The organism is Caulobacter flavus (genome assembly GCF_003722335.1).
GTDB lineage: Bacteria > Pseudomonadota > Alphaproteobacteria > Caulobacterales > Caulobacteraceae > Caulobacter > Caulobacter flavus.
Genome location: NZ_CP026100.1, coordinates 1,499,737 through 1,517,510, shown reverse-complemented (window position 1 = coordinate 1,517,510; position 17,774 = coordinate 1,499,737). Strand labels below are relative to the sequence as shown.

The following is a 17,774-nucleotide window of genomic DNA, read 5'->3' as shown; positions in this document are numbered from 1 at the left end:
TCCCTACGGATGGGTGATCGTCAGGTTCTGCGTCGACTCGAGGACGCCGCTGATCTCGCAGCCGTAGGGCGGCGGCACTGGCCCCACCGCCTGAGCCGGGATGGTCAGGATGTTGGCGGCGTCGTTCCACTGCACCTCGATCGTCGCCCGGCAGTCGGTCACGATCGTGTGCAGGAAGAAGTTGGAGATGGTCATGTCGGTGACCACCGCGCCGCTGGCCGGCGGCAGGGTGTTGAACGACCAGGCCGGGCTGAACCATGGCGTGATGAGCGCACACGGCGCGCCGGGCGGCCCCATCGAGCCGGACGACACGGTCATCGTGGTCCCGCTGCTGCCGATCGCAGCGTTGAGGGTCAGCGTGCAGCTGTAGGCCGGTGAACCCGCCACCTTGACCGTTATCGGCCCGCTCAGTTCGATCGGCGTACCGGCCGACACGAAGCCCGCGTGCGCGGACGGCGCCGCGCCCAGCGCCAAGGCCGCCGCCAAGACGGCGCCCGCGATCCTGACCATGAGACGTCTCCCTGCGTGGCTGTCGATGCGCAGCCTTGGGAGCAATTTCCATTATTGTAAGTAGAGAGTCCAGGTCCTTTGCGGCGCGCGCTTCAGCGCCGCGCGAAGCAGCCTCAGCCCTTCCAGTCCCCCGACTTCCCGCCGGTCTTCTCCAGCAGCCGCACGGCCTCGATGACCATGCCCTTCTCGGCGGCCTTGAGCATGTCGTAGATGGTCAGGCAGGCCACGGACACTGCGGTCAGCGCCTCCATCTCCACGCCGGTCGGACCGGTGGTCTTGACCCGCGCGGTGACCGACAGGCCGCCCTCGCCCGGCTCGACCTCGACCACCACCTTCGACAGCGCCAGCGGATGGCACAGCGGGATCAGGTCTGAGGTCCTCTTCGCCGCCATCACCCCGGCCAGCTCGGCCACGGCGCGCACGTCGCCCTTGCGGCCGGTCCCGGACACGGCCAGGGCCAGGGTCTCAAGGCTCATCCGCACGAAGCCCGTCGCCACCGCCTCGCGGGCGGTGGACGGCTTGTCGGAGACGTCGACCATGCGGGCGCGGCCCTGGTCGTCGATGTGGGTCAGCTTGCTCACTTCTCCAGAAGCCTCGGCATCAGCTCGACCATGTTGCAGGGCTTGTGGCGGCTGTCGAGCTGGGCGGAAATCACCTTGTCCCAGCCGTCCTTCACCGCCCCGTTCGAGCCCGGCAGGCAGAACACGAACACCCCGTCGATGATCCCGGCCGTGGCCCGCGATTGCAGGGTCGAGAGCCCGACCGTGGCGTAGGACACCAGGTGGAACACCACCGAGAAGCCGTCGATCACCTTGTGGAACAGCGGCTCCAGCGCCTCGACCGTGACGTCGCGGCCGGTCAGGCCCGTTCCGCCGGTGGTGACGACGGCGTCGACCTCCTTGCTGTCGATCCAGCCGCGCACGGTGGCCCGGATCTTTTCGATGTCGTCGCGCACCACCGCCCGGCCGGCGAACTCGTGGCCGGCGTCCTTGACGCGGTCAATCAGGATCTGGCCCGAGGTGTCGTTGCTCTCGTCGCGGGTGTCGGAGACGGTGAGGATCGCCACCCGCACCGGCTTGAACGGAAGCTCCGGCTTGATCCCGCCGCCCGGGGTGAGGCCTGACATGCGAATTCTCCTTGCCTTCGAACGCCTGCGCGACGCCCTCGCCCTTCGACAGGCTCAGGGTGAGGGCGAACGCAAAGGTTCCTCATCCTGAGCTTGTCGAAGGACGAGGAACCGCATCCACGGCCTAATCCCAACGCTGGGCGTCGGTCCTATCCTGAGCCGTGGGCTCGATCCAGCGCGCGCCGTCCGGACCGTGCTCCTTCTTCCAGAACGGCGCCCGGCTCTTGAGCCAGTCCATCAGAAAGTCGCACGCCTCGAAGGCGGCCCGGCGGTGTTTCGACGCCGTCGCCACGAACACAACCGCCTGCCCTGGCGCGATTTTCCCCACCCGGTGGACGATCCGCCAGTCCTGCAGCCCGAACCGCGCGGCGGCGCCCTTCGCAAAGGCCTCGATCGCGCTTTCGGTGAAGCCCGGATAGGCCTCCAGCTCCAGGATCGACGCCGTGCCGCCCTCGGCGCGGGCGAGGCCCGTGAAGCTGGCCACGGCGCCGGTCTCGCCTCGGCCGGCGCAGAAGGCCGTCAGCAGCGCGCCGGGTTCGAACGGCGCCTCGGTCAGGGTGATCATCCGCCGCTCATCGGCGGCAGGAAGGCCACTTCCGTGGCGGCCGCCAGCACGGCCTCGCCGCGCACCAGGGCCTTGTCGACGGCCACCTGCACGCCAGGGCCTTCAAGCGCTTCGGCCAAGGCGGCGTCGTCGTTGGCGATGGACGCGCGCAGGGCCGCCAGGCTGCCCGCCTCGACCTCGCGCTCGCGCCAGCCGGCCTGGTCGGCCAGGCGTCCGAACAGCAGCACGCGGGCCATCGCCTAGCCTCCGGTCGTCGACATGTGGCGGGCCACCGCCGGACGCGGCGCGTCGACCTGGAAGTCGTGGCCCTTGGGCTTGGACCCGATCGCCGCGTGGATCGCCGCCACCAGTTCGCCGTCGGTCGCCCCGCCGCGCAGCACGGCCCGCAGGTCGCTGGCGTCGTCACGGCCCAGGCAGGTGTGCAGGGTGCCGGTGCAGGTCAGGCGCACCCGATTGCAGGCCTCGCAGAAATTGTGGCTGAGCGGAGTGATGAACCCCAGCCGCCCGCCGGTCTCCTCGACCTTGGCGTAGCGGGCCGGCCCGCCGGTGGCGTAGGCCAGGTCCGTCAACGTCCAGTAGGACGACAGCTCGCGCCGCACGTCGCGCAGCGACAGGAACTGGTCGGTGCGGTCCTCGTCGATCTCGCCCAGCGGCATGGTCTCGATCAGGGTCATGTCGCAGCCGCGCGCGTGGGCCCACTGGATCAACTGCGGCAGCTCGGCGGCGTTGTCGCGCTTGAGCGCCACCGCGTTGATCTTGACCTGGATGCCCGCGGCCAGGGCCGCGTCGATCCCACCGACCACCTTGGCCACGTCGCCGCCCCGCGTCAGCCGCCGGAAGAGATCGGGCTTGAGGGTATCGAGCGAGACGTTGATCCGCCGCACGCCCAGCGCCGCCAGGCGATCGGCGTGCTGGGCCAGCTGGGTGCCGTTGGTGGTCAGGGTCAGCTCGTCCAGCGCGCCGCTCTTCAGGTGCCGGGAAAGCGCCTCGACCAGCTCCATGATCCCCTTGCGCACCAGCGGCTCGCCGCCGGTCAGCCGCAGCTTGCGCACGCCCAGGCCCAAGAAGGTCGAGGCCAGGCGGTCCAGCTCTTCGAGAGTCAGCACTTCCGCCTTCGGCAGGAAGGTCATGTGCTCGGCCATGCAGTAGACGCAGCGCAGGTCGCAGCGGTCGGTCACCGACACGCGCAGATAGGTCACCGCCCGGCCAAAACCGTCGATCAATCGGGGGCTGTCGTCAGGGGACGTCATATCCGCCATAGGATAAGCCTCCGACGGCGTCGCGGAAAGGGATCGCATGCGACTGGAGGCCATTGTCCTGGCGGCTGGCGCGGGAACGCGCTTCGGCGGCGGCAAGCTGCTCGCCGTCTGTCGCGGCCGGCCGCTGCTGGATCACGCGCTGGACGCGGCCCTGGCGGCGCCGGTCGACAGGGTGTCGGTCGTGGTCCGGCCCGGCGACACGGCGGTCGCGGACCTGGTCGACGCCCGCGCCGCCCCCCGCCTGCGCATGCTGGTCGCGCCCCACGCCGCCGAGGGCCTGGGCGCCTCGCTGCGGCATGGCGCGGGGGCGCTCGATCCGGCCAGCGACGGCGTGCTTGTGTTCCTGGGCGACATGCCGGACGTCCCGCACGACCTGGCCGCCGCGCTGACTGCGCGACTGGCCGCGGGCGCCGAGATCGTCGCTCCCGTCCATGCCGGCCGGCGAGGCCATCCGGTGCTGTTCGCGCGTGTCTGCTTCGAGGGCTTGGCGGCGTTGAGCGGCGATCGCGGCGCCCAGGGCCTGATGACGGCGCGCACCCTGGCCCTGGTCGAGACCGACGCGCCCGGCGTGCTGTTCGACGTCGACCGGCGGGAAGACCTGCCCGGCTAGGGTGCGGATTCGATTGAGCGGCGTATCGAGGCCAGGAAGTCCAATCGCTTGCCGCTCGTCATCCCGGAAAGCCCGCAGGGCTTCAGGGGCAGGTGCGCTGCGTGTGGCCCCTGGGTCCCGGCTCTACGGCTCGCTGCGCGACCCTTCGGCCGGGATGACGGGTAAGAATATCAGCGCGATCGGATAAAGGACCCTAGGACGGACCGTCCTCGTTGGCGACCCGGCGCTGCTCACGCCAGTGGCGCCAGACGGCGAAGGCCAGCACCGCCAGTATGCCGTGGCTCCAGACGGCCAGGCTGAGCATGTAGGTGTTGATGGTCACGCGATGGTCGATGATCGTCGCCAGGTGCGAAGCCACGGCCAGCAACTGGAACGCCGACACCACCACCGTCCACAGCCGTCGCGACGACAGCGACACCCAGACGAACAGCGCCGCCGTCAGGCCGTCGATCAGCATCAGGCCGGTGTCGGTGAAGCGCGGGCTGTTCCTGAACACGATCAGCGAGGCCAGCCAGCCCGTCAGCATGATCACGCCCACGCGCCGCGCCGGCTTGTCGCCGAACCGGATGGCCGCGCCGCAGATCACGATCGCCACGCCCAGGGAAATCAAGGCTTGTATCAAAGGAAGAGCCCCCGACTCGCGGGGGCCAACATGCCGCAAGACGGGTCCGGATCAAGCGCGATCCGGCCCCGCTCTCATTATCAGTGGTGCGTCAGCCGCCCCTCGCCGAGGATGCGGCGCACCTCGTCGATCACGACCAGGGCGCCCTCGGCGTCGTTGGCCTCTTCCATGGCGATCAGCCGGTGCATCAGCGCGGTCAGCACCCGCTTCTGGACGGGGCAGAGGTCGCGCAGGCAGCGGCCGAACTCGGCGGCTTCATCGATCGCCGGCTGAAGCGCGGCGAGAACGGCGGTCATGGATTGACTCCGGAAATTGAGAGGATCGCCGCGCGGATCACGCGGCGCGGCCGCCTTCGACGGCGCGCAGGCCGGCGGTGCGCGGCTGGTCGCCGCCCTCGACCTTGCCCATGTCGCCGACGGCGAGGGCGCCGCAGCCGATCTGGGCGCGGACCTCGGCCAGGTCGCCGTGGGCCTTCACGATCGTGCGGCGGGCGGAAAGGATGTGGATCAGGGTGTCGCCGAGGGTCTCGATCGCTTCCTGGCCGATCACGGCCGACAGCTGCGCATCGAGCCGCAGGGAGGGCAGCAGGCCCACCAACTCGGCGGTTTCGCGCAGGGCCGCATCGATGGCGGCTTCGGCGCGCTTCAGTTTCTCGGCCCCGGCACGGGCCGCGTCGCTGCGTTTCATGCAAGACTCTCCCACTCGCGCGGGAGCCCCCCGCACGTTCAAGACGAATGGATTGTTCGGAAAGCTGTTCGCCGGTCAGTGCGCCGGCGGTGTGCTCCAGCCCTCGCGGAACCGCTGAAGGGCGAAGAGGAACTCATGAGCCCCCATGGTGACCACGCTGAGCAGCACGCCGGCCGCCAGGGCAGAAACCAGGATCAGGCCCATCCATTGGGCGGGAGTCAGGTCATGGCGCCAACCTCCCCGCGTTCGGACCGGATCGGGCTGTCGTCCGACAGGAACGCCGTCGCCGCGAGAACCCGCAGCAGCAGCTTCGACGGAGGATCGCCAGCCGCCTGCGCCTTGCGCAGCGCCGAGACCGTCTCCGGCACCAGGCGCTCCCGCTCGGGGGTGCCCGCCATCAGGGTCAGGCCCTCTTCCAGCGACTTCCAGCTCGCGATGAAGAACGCCGAATTGGGAGCCGCCCCCGAAGGCCTCGTCTTGGGTGTGTTGTCGTTCATGGCCATGGCCGCTCCCGCTGTTGAAAGCAGGAGAGACCGGCCCGAGGTCGAAGGCTAGGTCCGGCGATTGCCTACGGTAGTCATTACCGGGGTCCCAACTACCGGGGGCCTGTTCCCAGGCCACGAAGGCCAGGGCGGCGTCGCGGCGCGGCATGCCGGCCAGGCGCCGGCGGGCGCTCAGCACGTGCATCTCGACGGTCTTGGGCGACAGGCTGAGCAGGCGCGCGATTTCCTTCGAGCGCTGGTGCTGGGCGATCAGGCGCAGGATCTCGCGCTCACGGGGCGTGAGTTTCTCGAAACCAAGGCTGTCGGCAGGCTCGACCATGGCGCTAAGATGGTCCTAGCACAGCCTCTCGTCCAGCGGTCCGACGTCAATTCCGGTCGCGCCAAGGTTAACGTTCAGACAGACCGGACGAACGGCAACCGCGTCGTGGCCTGCCCCGACAGCGCCAGCAGGGCGTTGGCGACCGCCGGACCGATCACCGGCGTGCCCGGCTCGCCCACCCCGCTGGGCGGCGCGGCCGACGGCACGATGTGGGTCTCCACGCTCGGCGCCTCGCCGATGCGCAGCACCCGATAGGTGTCGAAATTGCTCTGGTCGACCGCCCCGTCGGTCAGGGTGATCTCGCCGTAGAGGGCCGCCGACAGGCCGTAGCAGGTTCCGCCCTCCATCTGCGCGGCGATCTGGTCGGGCGAGACGGCCGTGCCGCAGTCGATGGCGGTGACCACCCGGCCGACCCTGGGCGCGCCGTCGACCAGCTTGACCTCGGCCGCCTGGGCCACGACCGAGCCGAAGCTCTCGTGCACCGCTACGCCCCGCGTCCATCCCGCGCCCGCCGTCGGCCCTGCCTTCTCGACGGCCAGGTTCAGCGCCGCCAGGTGACGGCTGGCCCCGGCCTTGGCGTAGAGGGCGCGGCGATATTCCACCGGATCCTTGCCGGCCTTGCGGGCCAGCTGCTCGATGGTGTGCTCCATGACGAAGGCGGTGTGGGTCGCCCCCACCGAGCGCCACCACAGCACCGGCACGCCGACCTCCGGAAAGGCGACCTGGGCGTCGACGACCGGCGTGGCCTTGAGGTAGGGCGAGTCCATCGCCCCCTCGACGGCGGTCTGGTCGACGCCCTTGGAGGGCATCGGCGAGTCCTTCATGATCGACTGGCTGACGATGCGATGGCGCCAGGTGGCCGGCAGGCCGTCCTTGTCCAGCGTCACCCGCACGGCGTGGACCACCAGCGGCCGGTAGTAGCCGGCGCGCATGTCGTCCTCGCGCGTCCAGACCAGCTTCACCGGCTTGCCGCCCCCCACCTTCTTGGCCACGTGGACGCACTCGGCCACGTAGTCGGAGGTGAAGGTCGCCCGCCGCCCGAACGAGCCGCCGGCGAACAGGGTCTCGACCTCGACCGAGCCCGGCAGCGCGCCGACGATCTTGCCGGCGTTCAGCTGGTCGAGGGTCTGGCCCTGCGAGCCGTGCACCAGCTTGACGTGATTGCCGTCGACGATCGCCACGCAGTTCATCGGCTCCATCGTGGCGTGGGCCAGGTAGGGGAACTCGTAGACGGCCTCGAAGGCGTCCGTGCTCCCATCAGGTCCGCCCGCCGCCTGGGCGGCGTCGCCCTTGGATCCGAACGACTCCCACTTCTGGTCGGCCGGACCCTTGCCGGTCGCCAGGTCGCGGAAGGCCGCGGCCAGCTCGGCCGAGCCGCGCTTCTCGGCCTTGCCCTCGTCCCAGCGGACGTTCAGCGCCTCGCGGCCCAGGCGCGCGGCCCAGGTCGACCTGGCCACCACCGCCACCCCGGTGGGAATTTCGAACACGTCGACCACGCCGGCGACCTTCCTGGCCGCGTCGGCGTCGAAGCCCTCGACCTTGCCGCCGAACCGCGGCGCATGGGCGACCATGGCCGTCAGCATGTCGGGCAGGCGGACGTCCTGGGTGTAGCGGGCCGTGCCGTCGCTCTTGGCCTGCGCGTCCTTGCGGCGCACGCGGTCCGTGCCGATCAGGGTGAAGGTCTTGGGGTCCTTCAACGCGGGACTGGCGGGCGGCGTGACCTTGGCCGCGTCGGCCATCAGGTCGGCGAAGGCCGCGCTCTTGCCCGAGGCGTGGGTCAGCACGCCGTCCTTCACCGCCACCTCGCCGGCCGGCACGTTCCAGCGGTTGGCGGCGGCCTCGACGAACATCGCCCGCGCGCCCGCCCCGGCCTTGCGCAACTGCTCCCAGCTGTTGGAGATCGCCGAGCTGCCGCCGGTCAGCTGCGCGCCCAGGGCGCCGTTGCCGTAGAGCTTGGCGTTGGCCGGCGACTGCTCGATGCGCACCTTGGTCCAGTCGGCGTCCAGCTCCTCGGCGACGATGGCGGCCAGGCCCGCATGGCTGCCCTGGCCGAACTCGACGTGCTTGGAGATCACCGTGACGAAGCCGTCGGGCTCGAAGCGGATGAACGGGCCGAACGCCCCGACCTCGACCTTTGAGCCGGCGCTCATCAGGTCGGCCGGCGAGCAGCCCACCGCCAACGCGCCGCCGACGACCACCGCCCCGACCACCACCTCGCGGCGGCTGAAGCCGTCCCGTCCCACAAGCCTGTTCATCGCACCTCTCCGCGCTGCACCCGCGAGGTGGCGCCGGAGGCGGCCGAGATCGCCTCGTCGACATCGGCTTCGGCCTGGGCGGGCTTGGCGGCGACGGCCGGCGGCGCGGCGACCGCCGGGGCGGCCGCGCTGGTCGCCGCCTCCTTGATCGCCGCCCGGATCCGCTGATAGGCGCCGCAGCGACAGATGTTGCCGCCCATGGCCGCGTCGATGTCCTCGTCGCTGGGCGCCTTGCTCGCCGCCAGCAGGGCGGCGGCCGACATGATCTGGCCCGACTGGCAGTAGCCGCACTGCGGCACGTCCAGCTTCACCCAGGCCTGCTGCAGCGGATGGGCGCCGCCCAGGCCCTCGATGGTGGTGATCCTGGCGCCGGAAAGCGCGGCGATCGGCGTCACGCACGAGCGCACCGGGTCGCCGTTCACATGCACCGTGCAGGCCCCGCACTGGGCCAGGCCGCAGCCGAACTTCGTGCCCGTCAGGCCCAGCTCGTCGCGCAGCACCCACAGGAGCGGCGTGTCGGGCTCGGCCTGCACCGACACCGTCTTGCCGTTGACGTCCAAGCTCGCCGCCATGCGTCGTCTCCTGCCCTCGAAACGGAGCTAACACCGTTATTCCGAAGCTCCGCCAGCGAAATTTGACGCCGTCAGGATCGGTATCGGTCCCAGTTTCGTGCCAGTTCCTTGAACGCCTGTTGCGCGAAAGGGCTCACGTTCGAGGCCGACGCGCCCTAGCTTGGGGGCTCGCCCGCCGGATCGCCGCCAGAGGACCCCGCCTTGGACTCCTTCCCCGCCTATTTCCCCCTCGCCGGCCGCAAGGTGGTGATCGCCGGAACCGGCGAGGGCGCCGAGGCCAAGGCCCGGTTGTTCGACGGCTCGCCCGCCACCCTGGTGCGCCTCGACGGCCATGCGGCGTTCCTGCCCGGCTCCTACAGCGGGGCCGTGCTGGCCTTCGTCTCCAGCGCCGACGAGGTGTTCGCCCAAGCCGCCGCCCGCGCCGCGCGCGCCGCCGGCGTGCTGGTCAACGTCGTCGACAAGCCCGACATGTGCGACTTCAACACCCCCGCCGTCATCGATCGCGGCGAGGTGGTGGCGGCCGTCGGCACCGGCGGCGCCGCGCCCGTCCTGGCCACCATGCTGCGCTCGGACATCGAGGCCCAGGTGCCCGAGGGCGCCGGCCGCGTGGCCGCCCTGATGCGCAACTTCCAGAGCGAGGTGCGCGGCGCCCTGCCCACCCTGCACGAACGCCGCGCCTTCCTGCGCGAAGCCCTCTCCGGCGAAGCGGCCCAGGCGGCCATGACCGGCGACATGGAAAAGGCCGGCGTGCTGTTCCGCGAGGCCCTGGCCCGGAACGTGAAGAAGGAAGGCAAGGTCCGCTTCGTGGCCGGCAAGGGGCCCGCCGACCTGCTGACTCTCCGAGCGGTCAGGGCGCTGTCGGCCGCCGACGTGCTGGTCGTCGACGAAGCCGCCGATCCCGAAGTCGTCACCATGGCCCGCCGCGACGCCCACCGCCTGTCGCCGTCCGAGGCCACGCCGCAGCATCTCATCGAGCTCGCCCAAAGCGGCCGCCAGGTCGTGCGCCTCGTCGCCGCCCCGGTCGAGGCCGCCGACATCCAGGCGCTGGCGGCGGCGGGCGTGGCGGTCGAGGTGCTGCTGGCCGCGCCGGCCAACTAAGATCCTCCCCCTCTGGGGGACCGCTGCAATACGCCTCTGTAGGAGTGCTGGGGACGCGGAGTGGTCGTTCTGAGGCCTCCTTTTGGAGGTCTCAGGTCGATCGGGACGGACGGGTGGCGTGATCAGGCCGTCAGGATGGCGGCGCGGCGCAGGTTGAAGGCCATGGCGGTGAGCAGCACTTGGCCGGCGGCCTTGGCCATCCCCAGATAGCGAACCCGCGTCAGACCCATGCGGCGCTTCCAGGTGGCGAAAGTGGTTTCCACGGCGGCGCGACGACGGGCGATCAGGTCGTTAAGGCGCTTCTGGCGATCGCTCAGGGGATGATAGCGGTTGGGGCGGCGCATCAGTCTGGGCTTCACGCCGGCCTGCTTGAGCCGATCGCGGCGAGCGTGGGTGTCATAGGCCTTGTCGGCGTAGACGGCCGCCTCGTCGCCCCGGATCAGGGCGTCGGCCGGGACGGTGTCGTTGACGTTTGCGGGGGTGGTGATCACCGCCCGCACCAAGCCCGAGCCCTGATCGACATTCACGTGGGCCTTGTAGCCGTAGGTCGAGCCAGACTTGCCCTTGTGCTTGGCGAAGGCCGCGTCGGGGTCCCTGGCCTTCGCCAGGGCATCGGGACCGCCCCGGGGACGTGGCGTGGCCGCCTCGATCAAGGTGGCGTCCAGCATCGCGCCCTGCTTGAGCACCAGGCCCGCGCCTTCCAACTGGCGATCCAGCTCGTCGAACAGCCGCTCGAGCAATCGCTGGCTCACCAACCGGTTACGAAACCGGCACAGCGTCGTGTGATCGGGAACCGCGTCCTCCAGGCTCAGCCCCACAAACCGGCTGAACGAAAGGCTGTCGCCCAGCCGGAACTCCAGCTCAGCGTCCGATAACCCGTACCAGGCCTGCAGCAGGAGCGCCTTGAACAGCAGCAGCGGCCGGTAGCCCGGACGTCCCGGGCCATCCTCGCGAAGACCCGCCAGGGCCTTCTCGAAGCCCGACCAGTCCACCAGCGCCGACACTCGATCCAACGCCGCGCTGCCCGCCCGGCGACCAGCGCCGATCTCTCCAAATCCAAGCTGGCCCGTCGCCTTCACCGACATCGCAATCCTCCCGCTTCAACGCCAAGGAATCACAGCCAGCCAATTTCGCAACAGTCCCCCTCTGGGGGAGGCGCCCCGCGAAGCGGGTCGGGCAAAAATCAGGACCTATCCCCAATCCGTAAAATCCCCGCGAAAGCGGGGACCCAGGTATTTTATCGTCGAGCGCCGTGGGTTTCAGAAAAGGCCTGGGTCCCCGCTTTCGCGGGGATTTTACTGGGAGGGAGAGTTCCGATAGCCCCCTCATCCGAAGGCTTCGCGCCACCTTCTTCCGCAAGGGGATTAAGGATCATCGCGCCGCATTGACTCCCCCACGCCCCTCCGTATGTTCCGCGCCGTTCGAGTGACTGGCGTTGAAGGTGGGTGACCACCGGGGAGCTCGGAACGCATATGCCGCGCGCCTGGGCTCCTTTCTGACCGCAACCAGACCCGGAGTCCCGCCGTGCCCGCCGCCCCCGACTATCCGTCCGCCCCCGATCTCGTCGCCCCCAAGCGCGCCCTGCTGTCGGTCTCCGACAAGACGGGCCTCGTCGAGGCGGCCAAGGTCCTGCACGAGGCGGGCGTCGAGCTGGTCTCGACCGGCGGCACCAAGGCGGCCATCGCCGCGGCCGGCCTGCCGGTGAAGGACGTGTCGGACCTGACCGGCTTCCCCGAGATGATGGACGGCCGGGTCAAGACCCTGCACCCCATCGTCCACGGCGGCCTGCTCGGCGTCCGCGACGCGCCCGAACACGCCAAGGCCATGGCCGACCACGGCATCGGCGGCATCGATATCCTCTACGTGAACCTCTATCCGTTCGAGGCCACCGTCGCGAAGGGCGGGTCCTACGAAGAGTGCGTCGAGAACATCGACATCGGCGGCCCGGCCATGATCCGCTCGGCGGCCAAGAACCACGGCTATGTCTGCGTCTGCACCGACCCTGCCGACCTGGCCGAAGTGCTCGAGGCCCTCAAGGCCGACGGCGGCGCGTCGCTGGCCCTGCGCAAGACCCTGGCGGCCCGCGCCTACGCCCGCACGGCGGCCTATGACGCGGCCATCTCGGCCTGGTTCGCCGCTCAGCTCGGCCAGGACTTCCCGGCCCGCAAGTCGATCGCCGGGACCTTGCGCCAGACCATGCGCTACGGCGAGAACCCGCACCAGAAAGCGGCCTTCTACACCTTCCCCAATCCCCGCACGGGCGTGGCCACCACCACGCAGCTGCAGGGCAAGGAACTCAGCTACAACAACATCAACGACACCGACGCGGCCTTCGAACTGATCGCCGAGTTCGACCCGGCCGCCGGTCCGGCCGTCGCCATCATCAAGCACGCCAACCCCTGCGGCGTGGCCCTGGGCGCCACCCAGCGCGAGGCCTACGAGCGGGCTCTCGCCTGCGACCCCACCTCGGCCTTCGGCGGCATCGTCGCCACCAACACCCGCCTGACGCGCGAGGCCGCCGAGGCCATGGTCGAGATCTTCACCGAGGTGGTGATCGCGCCCGAGGCCGACGACGACGCCATCGCCGTGTTCGCCGCCAAGAAGAACCTGCGCCTGCTGGTCACCGGCGGCCTGCCCGACCCGCTGTCGACCGGCGACACCTTCAAGAGCGTGGCCGGCGGCTTCCTCGTGCAATCCCGCGACGACGCGCGCATCAAGGCGACCGACCTGAAGATCGTCACCCAGCGCCAGCCGACGGAAGAAGAGATCCGCGACATGCTGTTCGCCTTCCAGATCGGCAAGCACGTCAAGTCCAACGCCATCGTCTACGCCCGCGCCGGCCAGACCCTGGGCATCGGCGCCGGCCAGATGAACCGCAAGGACTCGGCTCGCATCGCGGCGCTTCGCGCCGCCGACTTCGGCCTGGATCTTTCGGGCTGCGCCTGCGCCTCGGAAGCCTTCTTCCCGTTCGCCGACGGCCTGATCCAGGCCGCCGAAGCCGGCGCCACGGCGATCATCCAGCCCGGCGGCTCCATGCGCGACGCCGAGGTCATCGAGGCCGCCGACAAGCTCGGCCTCACAATGGCCTTCACCGGCGTGCGAGTGTTCCGCCACTAAGGGTGGAGTGAGCCGCATGGACAGCGCCAACTGGGGAGCCAAGGTCGTCGCGCGCTCGCGGGTGTTCAAGCCCGCGGGCCTGGGGCCCTTTCCCGTGGCGCTGATCCTGCACGGCTGCGGCGGCAAGACGCCGTTCCTAGAGACCTATGCCGAGGTCGCGGTGAAGGCGGGCTACGCCGCCGTGGTGCTCGACTCGTTCAAGCCGCGCGGCATGAGCACGATCGACGGCAAGCTCTTCGTCTGTACCCTGATGACCCTGCACGGGGCCAAGCGCGCGGCCGACATCTTCGGGACTCTGGCCTGGCTGAAGACGCAGAGCTGGGCGCAGGCCGACCAGGTGTTCCTGGCCGGCTGGAGCCACGGCGCCTGGACGATCATGGACGCCTACGCCGCCGGGACCTCGGCGCCCACGGCCACTGGCCTGCCCGACGCCGACCCGGTCGCCCTGCGCAGGCAGGTCAAGGGCGCGCTGCTGGTCTATCCGTATGCGGCCTATCCCTCGATGACCAGCCGGCGCGGCTGGGGCCCCGGCGCGCCGCCGGTGTGGTCGGTGCTGGGCCAGAAGGACGGCGTGGTCGGCTGGCGCTTCCCCAAGAAGGCGCTCGACCGCCTGACCGCCGACGGCGTGAAGGTCGACCTCAAGCTCTACGCCGACGCCACCCACGCCTTCGACGACGACAAGGCCAACGATCCCCGCGCCATCTACCGTCCCGACCTCTTTCAGGAGGTGCAGGACTATTTCGCCGCGGCCCTGAAGGCGACAGCGCCGCCACGGCCGCTGTTCAGCTAGGGCCAGAGGGGCCGGCGCCCCCCAGTCGCTCGGCGACAGCCCCCAGGGGGGAGCATCTCGAGGAGCGCCGACGCCAGTAGATCCTCCCCCTCTGGGGGAGGTGGCCCAGAGGGCCGGAGGGGGGACGATTTCAGCTTCCGAAGCGCTCGGAGTCATCACCAACTCCCCCACCGATCGCTCGTGCGATCGCCTCCCCCCACAGGGGAGGCTCCTTTCCCTGGCCCTACCGCTTGATCGACACCGACACGCCCACGAAGCGCGGTTCGCCGGCGATGAAGGTGGGGATGCCGAAGGCGTCGCCGGTGTTGCCGGCGTCCTTGATGTACTTCTGCTCCAGCACGTTGGTGGCGAAGGCGCCGAAGGTCAGCGGGCTGTTCTCGGGCTGCCAGGTCAGGCGCAGGTTCAGCAGGCCGTAGGCCTTCTGCTTCTCGTCCTGGACCGTGTCCTTGATCACGCCGGTGGTGGTCTGCAGGGCGGCGATGTCGTTGTTGTTGTCGAAGAACATCTCCGACTGCCAGGTGTAGGTCGGGATCAGGGTGAAGCGGCCCACGCCCGTATCGACCGAGGCCTTCACGCCGATCGAGGCCTGGTGGTCGGGCGACAGGCGGAAGTGGTTGCCGTCGAACAGGCCGTTGCCGAAGCGGGCGTGGCTGTAGCCGTAGGTGGCGAAGACCAGCAGGTTCTTCGTCGCCTGGAAGTTGGCCTGGCCCTCGAAGCCGGTGGCCTTGGCCTCGCCGGCGTTCAGCGGGATCGTCTGGCCGTTGGAGTCACGCTGGCTGGTCTGGAAGTTCTCGTAGTCGTAGCGGTAGATCGCGCCTTCCAGGGTCAGGCGGCGGTCCAGCAGCGCGGTCTTGGCGCCGGCCTCGTAGGAGGTGACCTCCTCGGCGGCCACTTCGCGGAAGGTCGCCGCCGCGCCGGGCGTCCCGTTGCTGCCGGCCAGCACCTTGGGCCGGCGGCCGGTCGAGACCGAGCCGTACAGGCTGGTGTTGTCGGCCGCCTTGTAGCGGGCCACCAGGCGGTAGGTGACGCCGTTGTCGGTGAAGTCCTGATACTGCGCCTGGCCGTTCAGGGTGGGCTGCACGATCAGGCCGCGCTGCGTGCCCGTCTGGGACAGAATGATGATCGACGGGCTGCTCATCGTGGCGCCGTAGCCGCTGGTCTTGTCGTCGTAGGTGTAGCGGGCGCCGGCGGTCAGCTCGAGGCGGTCGGTGGCCTTGAAGGTGACGTCGCCGAACACGTCGTAGGAGTTGGTCTCGCCGTAGTTGGTGTATTCCTCGCGGCGGGCCGACGGCAGGGCCGCCGGGGCCACGGCGTTGATCACCGGCAGCGACAGGCCGCCCGGGCGCGGCAGGGCGCCGCTCAGGAAGAGGCCGGCGATCTTCTCGTTGATCAGCATCGGCACGCGCTGGCTGCCGTCCTCCCAGAACCAGCTGGCGCCGCCGAAGGCGGTGACGCGGCCGCCGGCGTCGTAGTTGAGGCGGAATTCCTGGCTGGCCGACTTGCCTTGGGCGTCCTCGGCGAAGGTCAGCATCGGCAGCGAGAAGCCGTCCGGATCGAACACCTCCTCGCCGGTGAAGTAGCGGTAGGCCGAGGTCGAGTTCAGCGTGAAGGCGTCGTTGAGCTTGTAGCTGGCCAGGGCCGTCAGGCTCCACAGGCGGCGGTTCAGGCCCAGTTCCTGGCCGTTCTCGAAGCCGTCGACGCTGGACAGGGCCGCCCCGGAATTGCGGCCCAGGTCGCCGATCACCCGGCCGGTGGTCGGGTCGGTCGGCGCGTAGGTCAGCGACTTGAACGAGGTGCCCGACGGCTTGTCCTGCTGGTAGTTGTACAGCACGTCCAGCTTGAATCGGTCGCCCGGGTCGTAGGCGATGGCGACGCGCACGGCCTGGGTGTCGGTCGAGTTGAAGTCCTCGCCGCCCAACAGGTTCTCGACATAGCCGTCGCGCTTCTTGGAGCGGGCGGCCACGCGCACGGCCAGGGCGTCGCTGATCGGCACGTTCACGACACCCTCGATCAGGGCGTAGCCGTTGTCGCCGCCCTCGATCTTCAGGCTGGCGCCGGCCTCGTGCCTGGCCTTGGCCTGGATGATGTTGACCGCGCCGATCAGGGCGCCCCGGCCGTAGAGGGTGGACTGCGGACCCTTGGCGATCTCGACCCGCTCCAGGTCGAACAGCTCGACGTACGAGCCTCGCGACTTCGAGATCGACACGCCGTCCTGATAGACCGACACGCGCGGCTCGGTGGTGGCCTCGCCGCTGTCGGAGGTGATGCCGCGCATCACGAAGCCGGGGTTGTTGGGCGACTGGTTCTGCACGTCGAAGCCGGGCACGAACTGGCCCAGTTCCTCGAACTCCGAAAGGCCCAGGGCCTCGAGGGTCTCGCCCGAATAGGCGGTCAGCGCGATCGGCACGTCCAGCACGCTCTGCTCGCGCTTCTGGGCGGTGACCACCACTTCTTGCACTTCGGTCGAGGCCGGGGCGTCGGCGGCGAACGCCTGGCCGGCGAGGGTCAGGGCCAGCAGGCTGGCTCCGGCGAGCGAGGTGGTGCGGATGGCGCGCATGGACTATTCCCCTCCAACAACTGTACGAGGCCTCGCCCCTAGGGAGCGGTCATGTCGCCCGCGCGACGGGGTTGTGAAGGAGCCGTGAAACGAGTGGCCGACGCCGAGGACGACATCGAGGACCTGCTGGACGCGTCGCAAGCCGACGAGGCCGGCGAGGCGGGCGAACGCCGCCTGCAGGGCCGGCTCGACGGCGACCTCGTCGGCCAGCGGCTCGACAAGGCCCTGGCCGTGCTTTTCGACACGCTGTCCCGCGCCCGGCTGCAGGCCCTGATGGCCGAGAACCGCGTCTTCCGCCTCGACGCCGACGGCCAGCCGCGAGCGGTGACCAATGGTTCGGCCAAGGCCCTGGCCGGCGACTATCTGGTGGTCGAGCCGCCGCCCGCCCCGGCGATCCCCGAGCCCGAGGCCATCCCGCTGAGCGTGCTCTACGAGGACGCCCACCTGATCGTGCTCGACAAGCCGGCCGGCATGGCCGTGCACCCGGCCCCCGGCAGCGAGACCGGCACCCTGGTCAACGCCCTGCTGCACCACTGCGGCGACAGCCTGTCGGGCGTCGGCGGCGTGGCGCGTCCCGGCATCGTCCATCGCCTGGACAAGGAGACCTCCGGCGTCATGGTCGCGGCCAAGAGCGACGCGGCCCATCGCGGCCTGTCGGCCCTGTTCGCCGCGCACGACATCGACCGCATGTACGTGGCCCTGGTGCGCGGCGCGCCCCATCCCTCGTCGGGCACGGTCGAGACCCGCCTGGGCCGCTCGCCCCACGACCGCAAGAAGATGGCGGTGCTGAAGAGCGGCGGCCGCGAGGCGGTCACCCACTACAAGGTCGAGCGCACCTTCGGCGGCGACAAACCGCTGGCCGCCCGCGTCTCGTGCCGGCTGGAGACGGGCCGCACCCACCAGATCCGCGTCCACATGGCCAGCAAGGGCTCGCCCTGCCTGGGCGACCCCGTCTACGGCGGCGGCGCCCCGGCCGCCCCGGTCAAGGCGGTGCTGGTCGAGACCGCCTTTTCCCGTCAGGCCCTGCACGCGGCCCTGCTGGGCTTCGTCCACCCGGTGACCGGCGAGACCCTGCGCTTCGAGACTCCCCTGCCGCCCGACATGGCCGCGGTCCAGGCGGGGCTGGAAGGCCTCTAGAACTTGCGTCCGCGAAACATTCGCGCCCTAATTCAGCTTCGCCGCCC

20 protein-coding genes, 2 pseudogenes and 1 riboswitch are annotated in these 17,774 nt (G+C 70.1%); of the genes and pseudogenes, 5 read left to right on the top strand and 17 right to left on the bottom strand.

Annotated elements, in window-relative coordinates; all coding sequences use genetic code 11:
* Positions 1-3: 3 nt before the first annotated feature.
* The 7 genes and pseudogenes from C1707_RS07205 to moaA form a co-directional block, all read right to left on the bottom strand.
* On the bottom strand, positions 4-510 hold the full coding sequence (locus C1707_RS07205) for a hypothetical protein (protein WP_101711298.1): 507 nt from the start codon (positions 508-510) through the stop codon (positions 4-6).
* Positions 511-623: 113 nt separating this feature from the next.
* Positions 624-1,091 (bottom strand): cyclic pyranopterin monophosphate synthase MoaC, encoded by a 468-nt coding sequence (gene moaC, locus C1707_RS07200; RefSeq protein ID WP_101711297.1) that lies wholly within the window; start codon positions 1,089-1,091, stop codon positions 624-626.
* Complete coding sequence (gene moaB, locus C1707_RS07195) at positions 1,088-1,636, bottom strand: molybdenum cofactor biosynthesis protein B (protein ID WP_101711296.1); 549 nt, start codon at positions 1,634-1,636, stop codon at positions 1,088-1,090. The genes moaC and moaB overlap by 4 nt, the downstream gene beginning before the upstream one ends.
* 32 nt (positions 1,637-1,668) lie before the next feature.
* Positions 1,669-1,753, bottom strand: a pseudogene (locus tag C1707_RS27145) (hypothetical protein); the annotation flags it as partial.
* Between the two features lie 7 nt (positions 1,754-1,760).
* Complete coding sequence (locus C1707_RS07190; RefSeq protein ID WP_101711295.1) at positions 1,761-2,201, bottom strand: molybdenum cofactor biosynthesis protein MoaE; 441 nt, start codon at positions 2,199-2,201, stop codon at positions 1,761-1,763.
* Positions 2,198-2,437: a MoaD/ThiS family protein gene (locus tag C1707_RS07185; protein WP_101711294.1), complete on the bottom strand. Its 240-nt coding sequence runs from the start codon at positions 2,435-2,437 to the stop codon at positions 2,198-2,200. Before C1707_RS07185 ends, C1707_RS07190 begins: the two co-directional genes overlap by 4 nt.
* Before the next feature lie 3 nt (positions 2,438-2,440).
* Positions 2,441-3,460 (bottom strand): GTP 3',8-cyclase MoaA, encoded by a 1,020-nt coding sequence (moaA, locus tag C1707_RS07180; RefSeq protein ID WP_101711293.1) that lies wholly within the window; start codon positions 3,458-3,460, stop codon positions 2,441-2,443.
* Positions 3,461-3,497: 37 nt separating this feature from the next.
* Here moaA and C1707_RS07175 point away from each other — a divergent pair, with 37 nt between their 5' ends.
* On the top strand, positions 3,498-4,070 hold the full coding sequence (locus C1707_RS07175; protein WP_101711292.1) for a nucleotidyltransferase family protein: 573 nt from the start codon (positions 3,498-3,500) through the stop codon (positions 4,068-4,070).
* Between the two features lie 193 nt (positions 4,071-4,263).
* Here C1707_RS07175 and C1707_RS07170 read toward each other — a convergent pair whose 3' ends face one another.
* The 8 genes and pseudogenes from C1707_RS07170 to C1707_RS07140 form a co-directional block, all read right to left on the bottom strand.
* On the bottom strand, positions 4,264-4,680 hold the full coding sequence (locus C1707_RS07170; protein WP_240633886.1) for a hypothetical protein: 417 nt from the start codon (positions 4,678-4,680) through the stop codon (positions 4,264-4,266).
* Positions 4,681-4,772: 92 nt separating this feature from the next.
* On the bottom strand, positions 4,773-4,988 hold the full coding sequence (locus tag C1707_RS07165) for a hypothetical protein (RefSeq protein WP_101711290.1): 216 nt from the start codon (positions 4,986-4,988) through the stop codon (positions 4,773-4,775).
* A gap of 37 nt (positions 4,989-5,025) precedes the next feature.
* On the bottom strand, positions 5,026-5,379 hold the full coding sequence (locus C1707_RS07160) for a hypothetical protein (RefSeq protein WP_101711289.1): 354 nt from the start codon (positions 5,377-5,379) through the stop codon (positions 5,026-5,028).
* Between the two features lie 75 nt (positions 5,380-5,454).
* Complete coding sequence (locus tag C1707_RS26960) at positions 5,455-5,583, bottom strand: hypothetical protein (RefSeq protein ID WP_276308897.1); 129 nt, start codon at positions 5,581-5,583, stop codon at positions 5,455-5,457.
* Between the two features lie 14 nt (positions 5,584-5,597).
* Positions 5,598-5,876: a hypothetical protein gene (locus C1707_RS07155; RefSeq protein WP_101711317.1), complete on the bottom strand. Its 279-nt coding sequence runs from the start codon at positions 5,874-5,876 to the stop codon at positions 5,598-5,600.
* A 148-nt stretch (positions 5,877-6,024) separates the two neighbouring features.
* A pseudogene (locus C1707_RS27140) lies at positions 6,025-6,201 on the bottom strand (response regulator transcription factor); the annotation flags it as partial.
* A gap of 74 nt (positions 6,202-6,275) precedes the next feature.
* Positions 6,276-8,456 carry a xanthine dehydrogenase family protein molybdopterin-binding subunit gene (locus C1707_RS07145; RefSeq protein WP_101711288.1) on the bottom strand — a complete coding sequence of 727 codons (2,181 nt, stop codon included), beginning with the start codon at positions 8,454-8,456 and terminating at the stop codon, positions 6,276-6,278.
* A complete protein-coding gene (locus C1707_RS07140) occupies positions 8,453-9,028 on the bottom strand; it encodes a (2Fe-2S)-binding protein (protein ID WP_101711287.1) in 576 nt (191 codons plus the stop codon). The genes C1707_RS07145 and C1707_RS07140 overlap by 4 nt, the downstream gene beginning before the upstream one ends.
* Positions 9,029-9,229: 201 nt before the next feature.
* On the opposite strand from C1707_RS07140, the gene C1707_RS07135 reads away from it, so the two are divergent.
* On the top strand, positions 9,230-10,126 hold the full coding sequence (locus C1707_RS07135; RefSeq protein ID WP_101711286.1) for an NAD(P)-dependent oxidoreductase: 897 nt from the start codon (positions 9,230-9,232) through the stop codon (positions 10,124-10,126).
* Between the two features lie 122 nt (positions 10,127-10,248).
* Here the strand turns inward: C1707_RS07135 and C1707_RS07130 are convergent, their stop codons facing one another.
* Positions 10,249-11,211, bottom strand: a complete 963-nt coding sequence (locus C1707_RS07130) for an IS5 family transposase (RefSeq protein ID WP_123170698.1) — start codon at positions 11,209-11,211, stop codon at positions 10,249-10,251.
* A 330-nt stretch (positions 11,212-11,541) separates the two neighbouring features.
* A riboswitch (ZMP/ZTP riboswitch) is annotated at positions 11,542-11,622 on the top strand.
* A 28-nt stretch (positions 11,623-11,650) separates the two neighbouring features.
* On the opposite strand from C1707_RS07130, the gene purH reads away from it, so the two are divergent.
* Together purH and C1707_RS07120 are read left to right on the top strand one after the other, a co-directional pair.
* Positions 11,651-13,243, top strand: coding sequence for a bifunctional phosphoribosylaminoimidazolecarboxamide formyltransferase/IMP cyclohydrolase (gene purH / locus C1707_RS07125; protein WP_101711029.1), 1,593 nt, complete (start codon positions 11,651-11,653; stop codon positions 13,241-13,243).
* 16 nt (positions 13,244-13,259) lie between these two features.
* Positions 13,260-14,033, top strand: a complete 774-nt coding sequence (locus C1707_RS07120; RefSeq protein ID WP_101711030.1) for a dienelactone hydrolase family protein — start codon at positions 13,260-13,262, stop codon at positions 14,031-14,033.
* Between the two features lie 223 nt (positions 14,034-14,256).
* On the opposite strand, the gene C1707_RS07115 is transcribed toward C1707_RS07120, so the two are convergent.
* Positions 14,257-16,590 carry a TonB-dependent receptor gene (locus C1707_RS07115; protein WP_101711031.1) on the bottom strand — a complete coding sequence of 778 codons (2,334 nt, stop codon included), beginning with the start codon at positions 16,588-16,590 and terminating at the stop codon, positions 14,257-14,259.
* Between the two features lie 51 nt (positions 16,591-16,641).
* Here C1707_RS07115 and C1707_RS07110 point away from each other — a divergent pair, with 51 nt between their 5' ends.
* A complete protein-coding gene (locus C1707_RS07110) occupies positions 16,642-17,727 on the top strand; it encodes an RluA family pseudouridine synthase (RefSeq protein WP_101711032.1) in 1,086 nt (361 codons plus the stop codon).
* Positions 17,728-17,774: the final 47 nt, after the last annotated feature.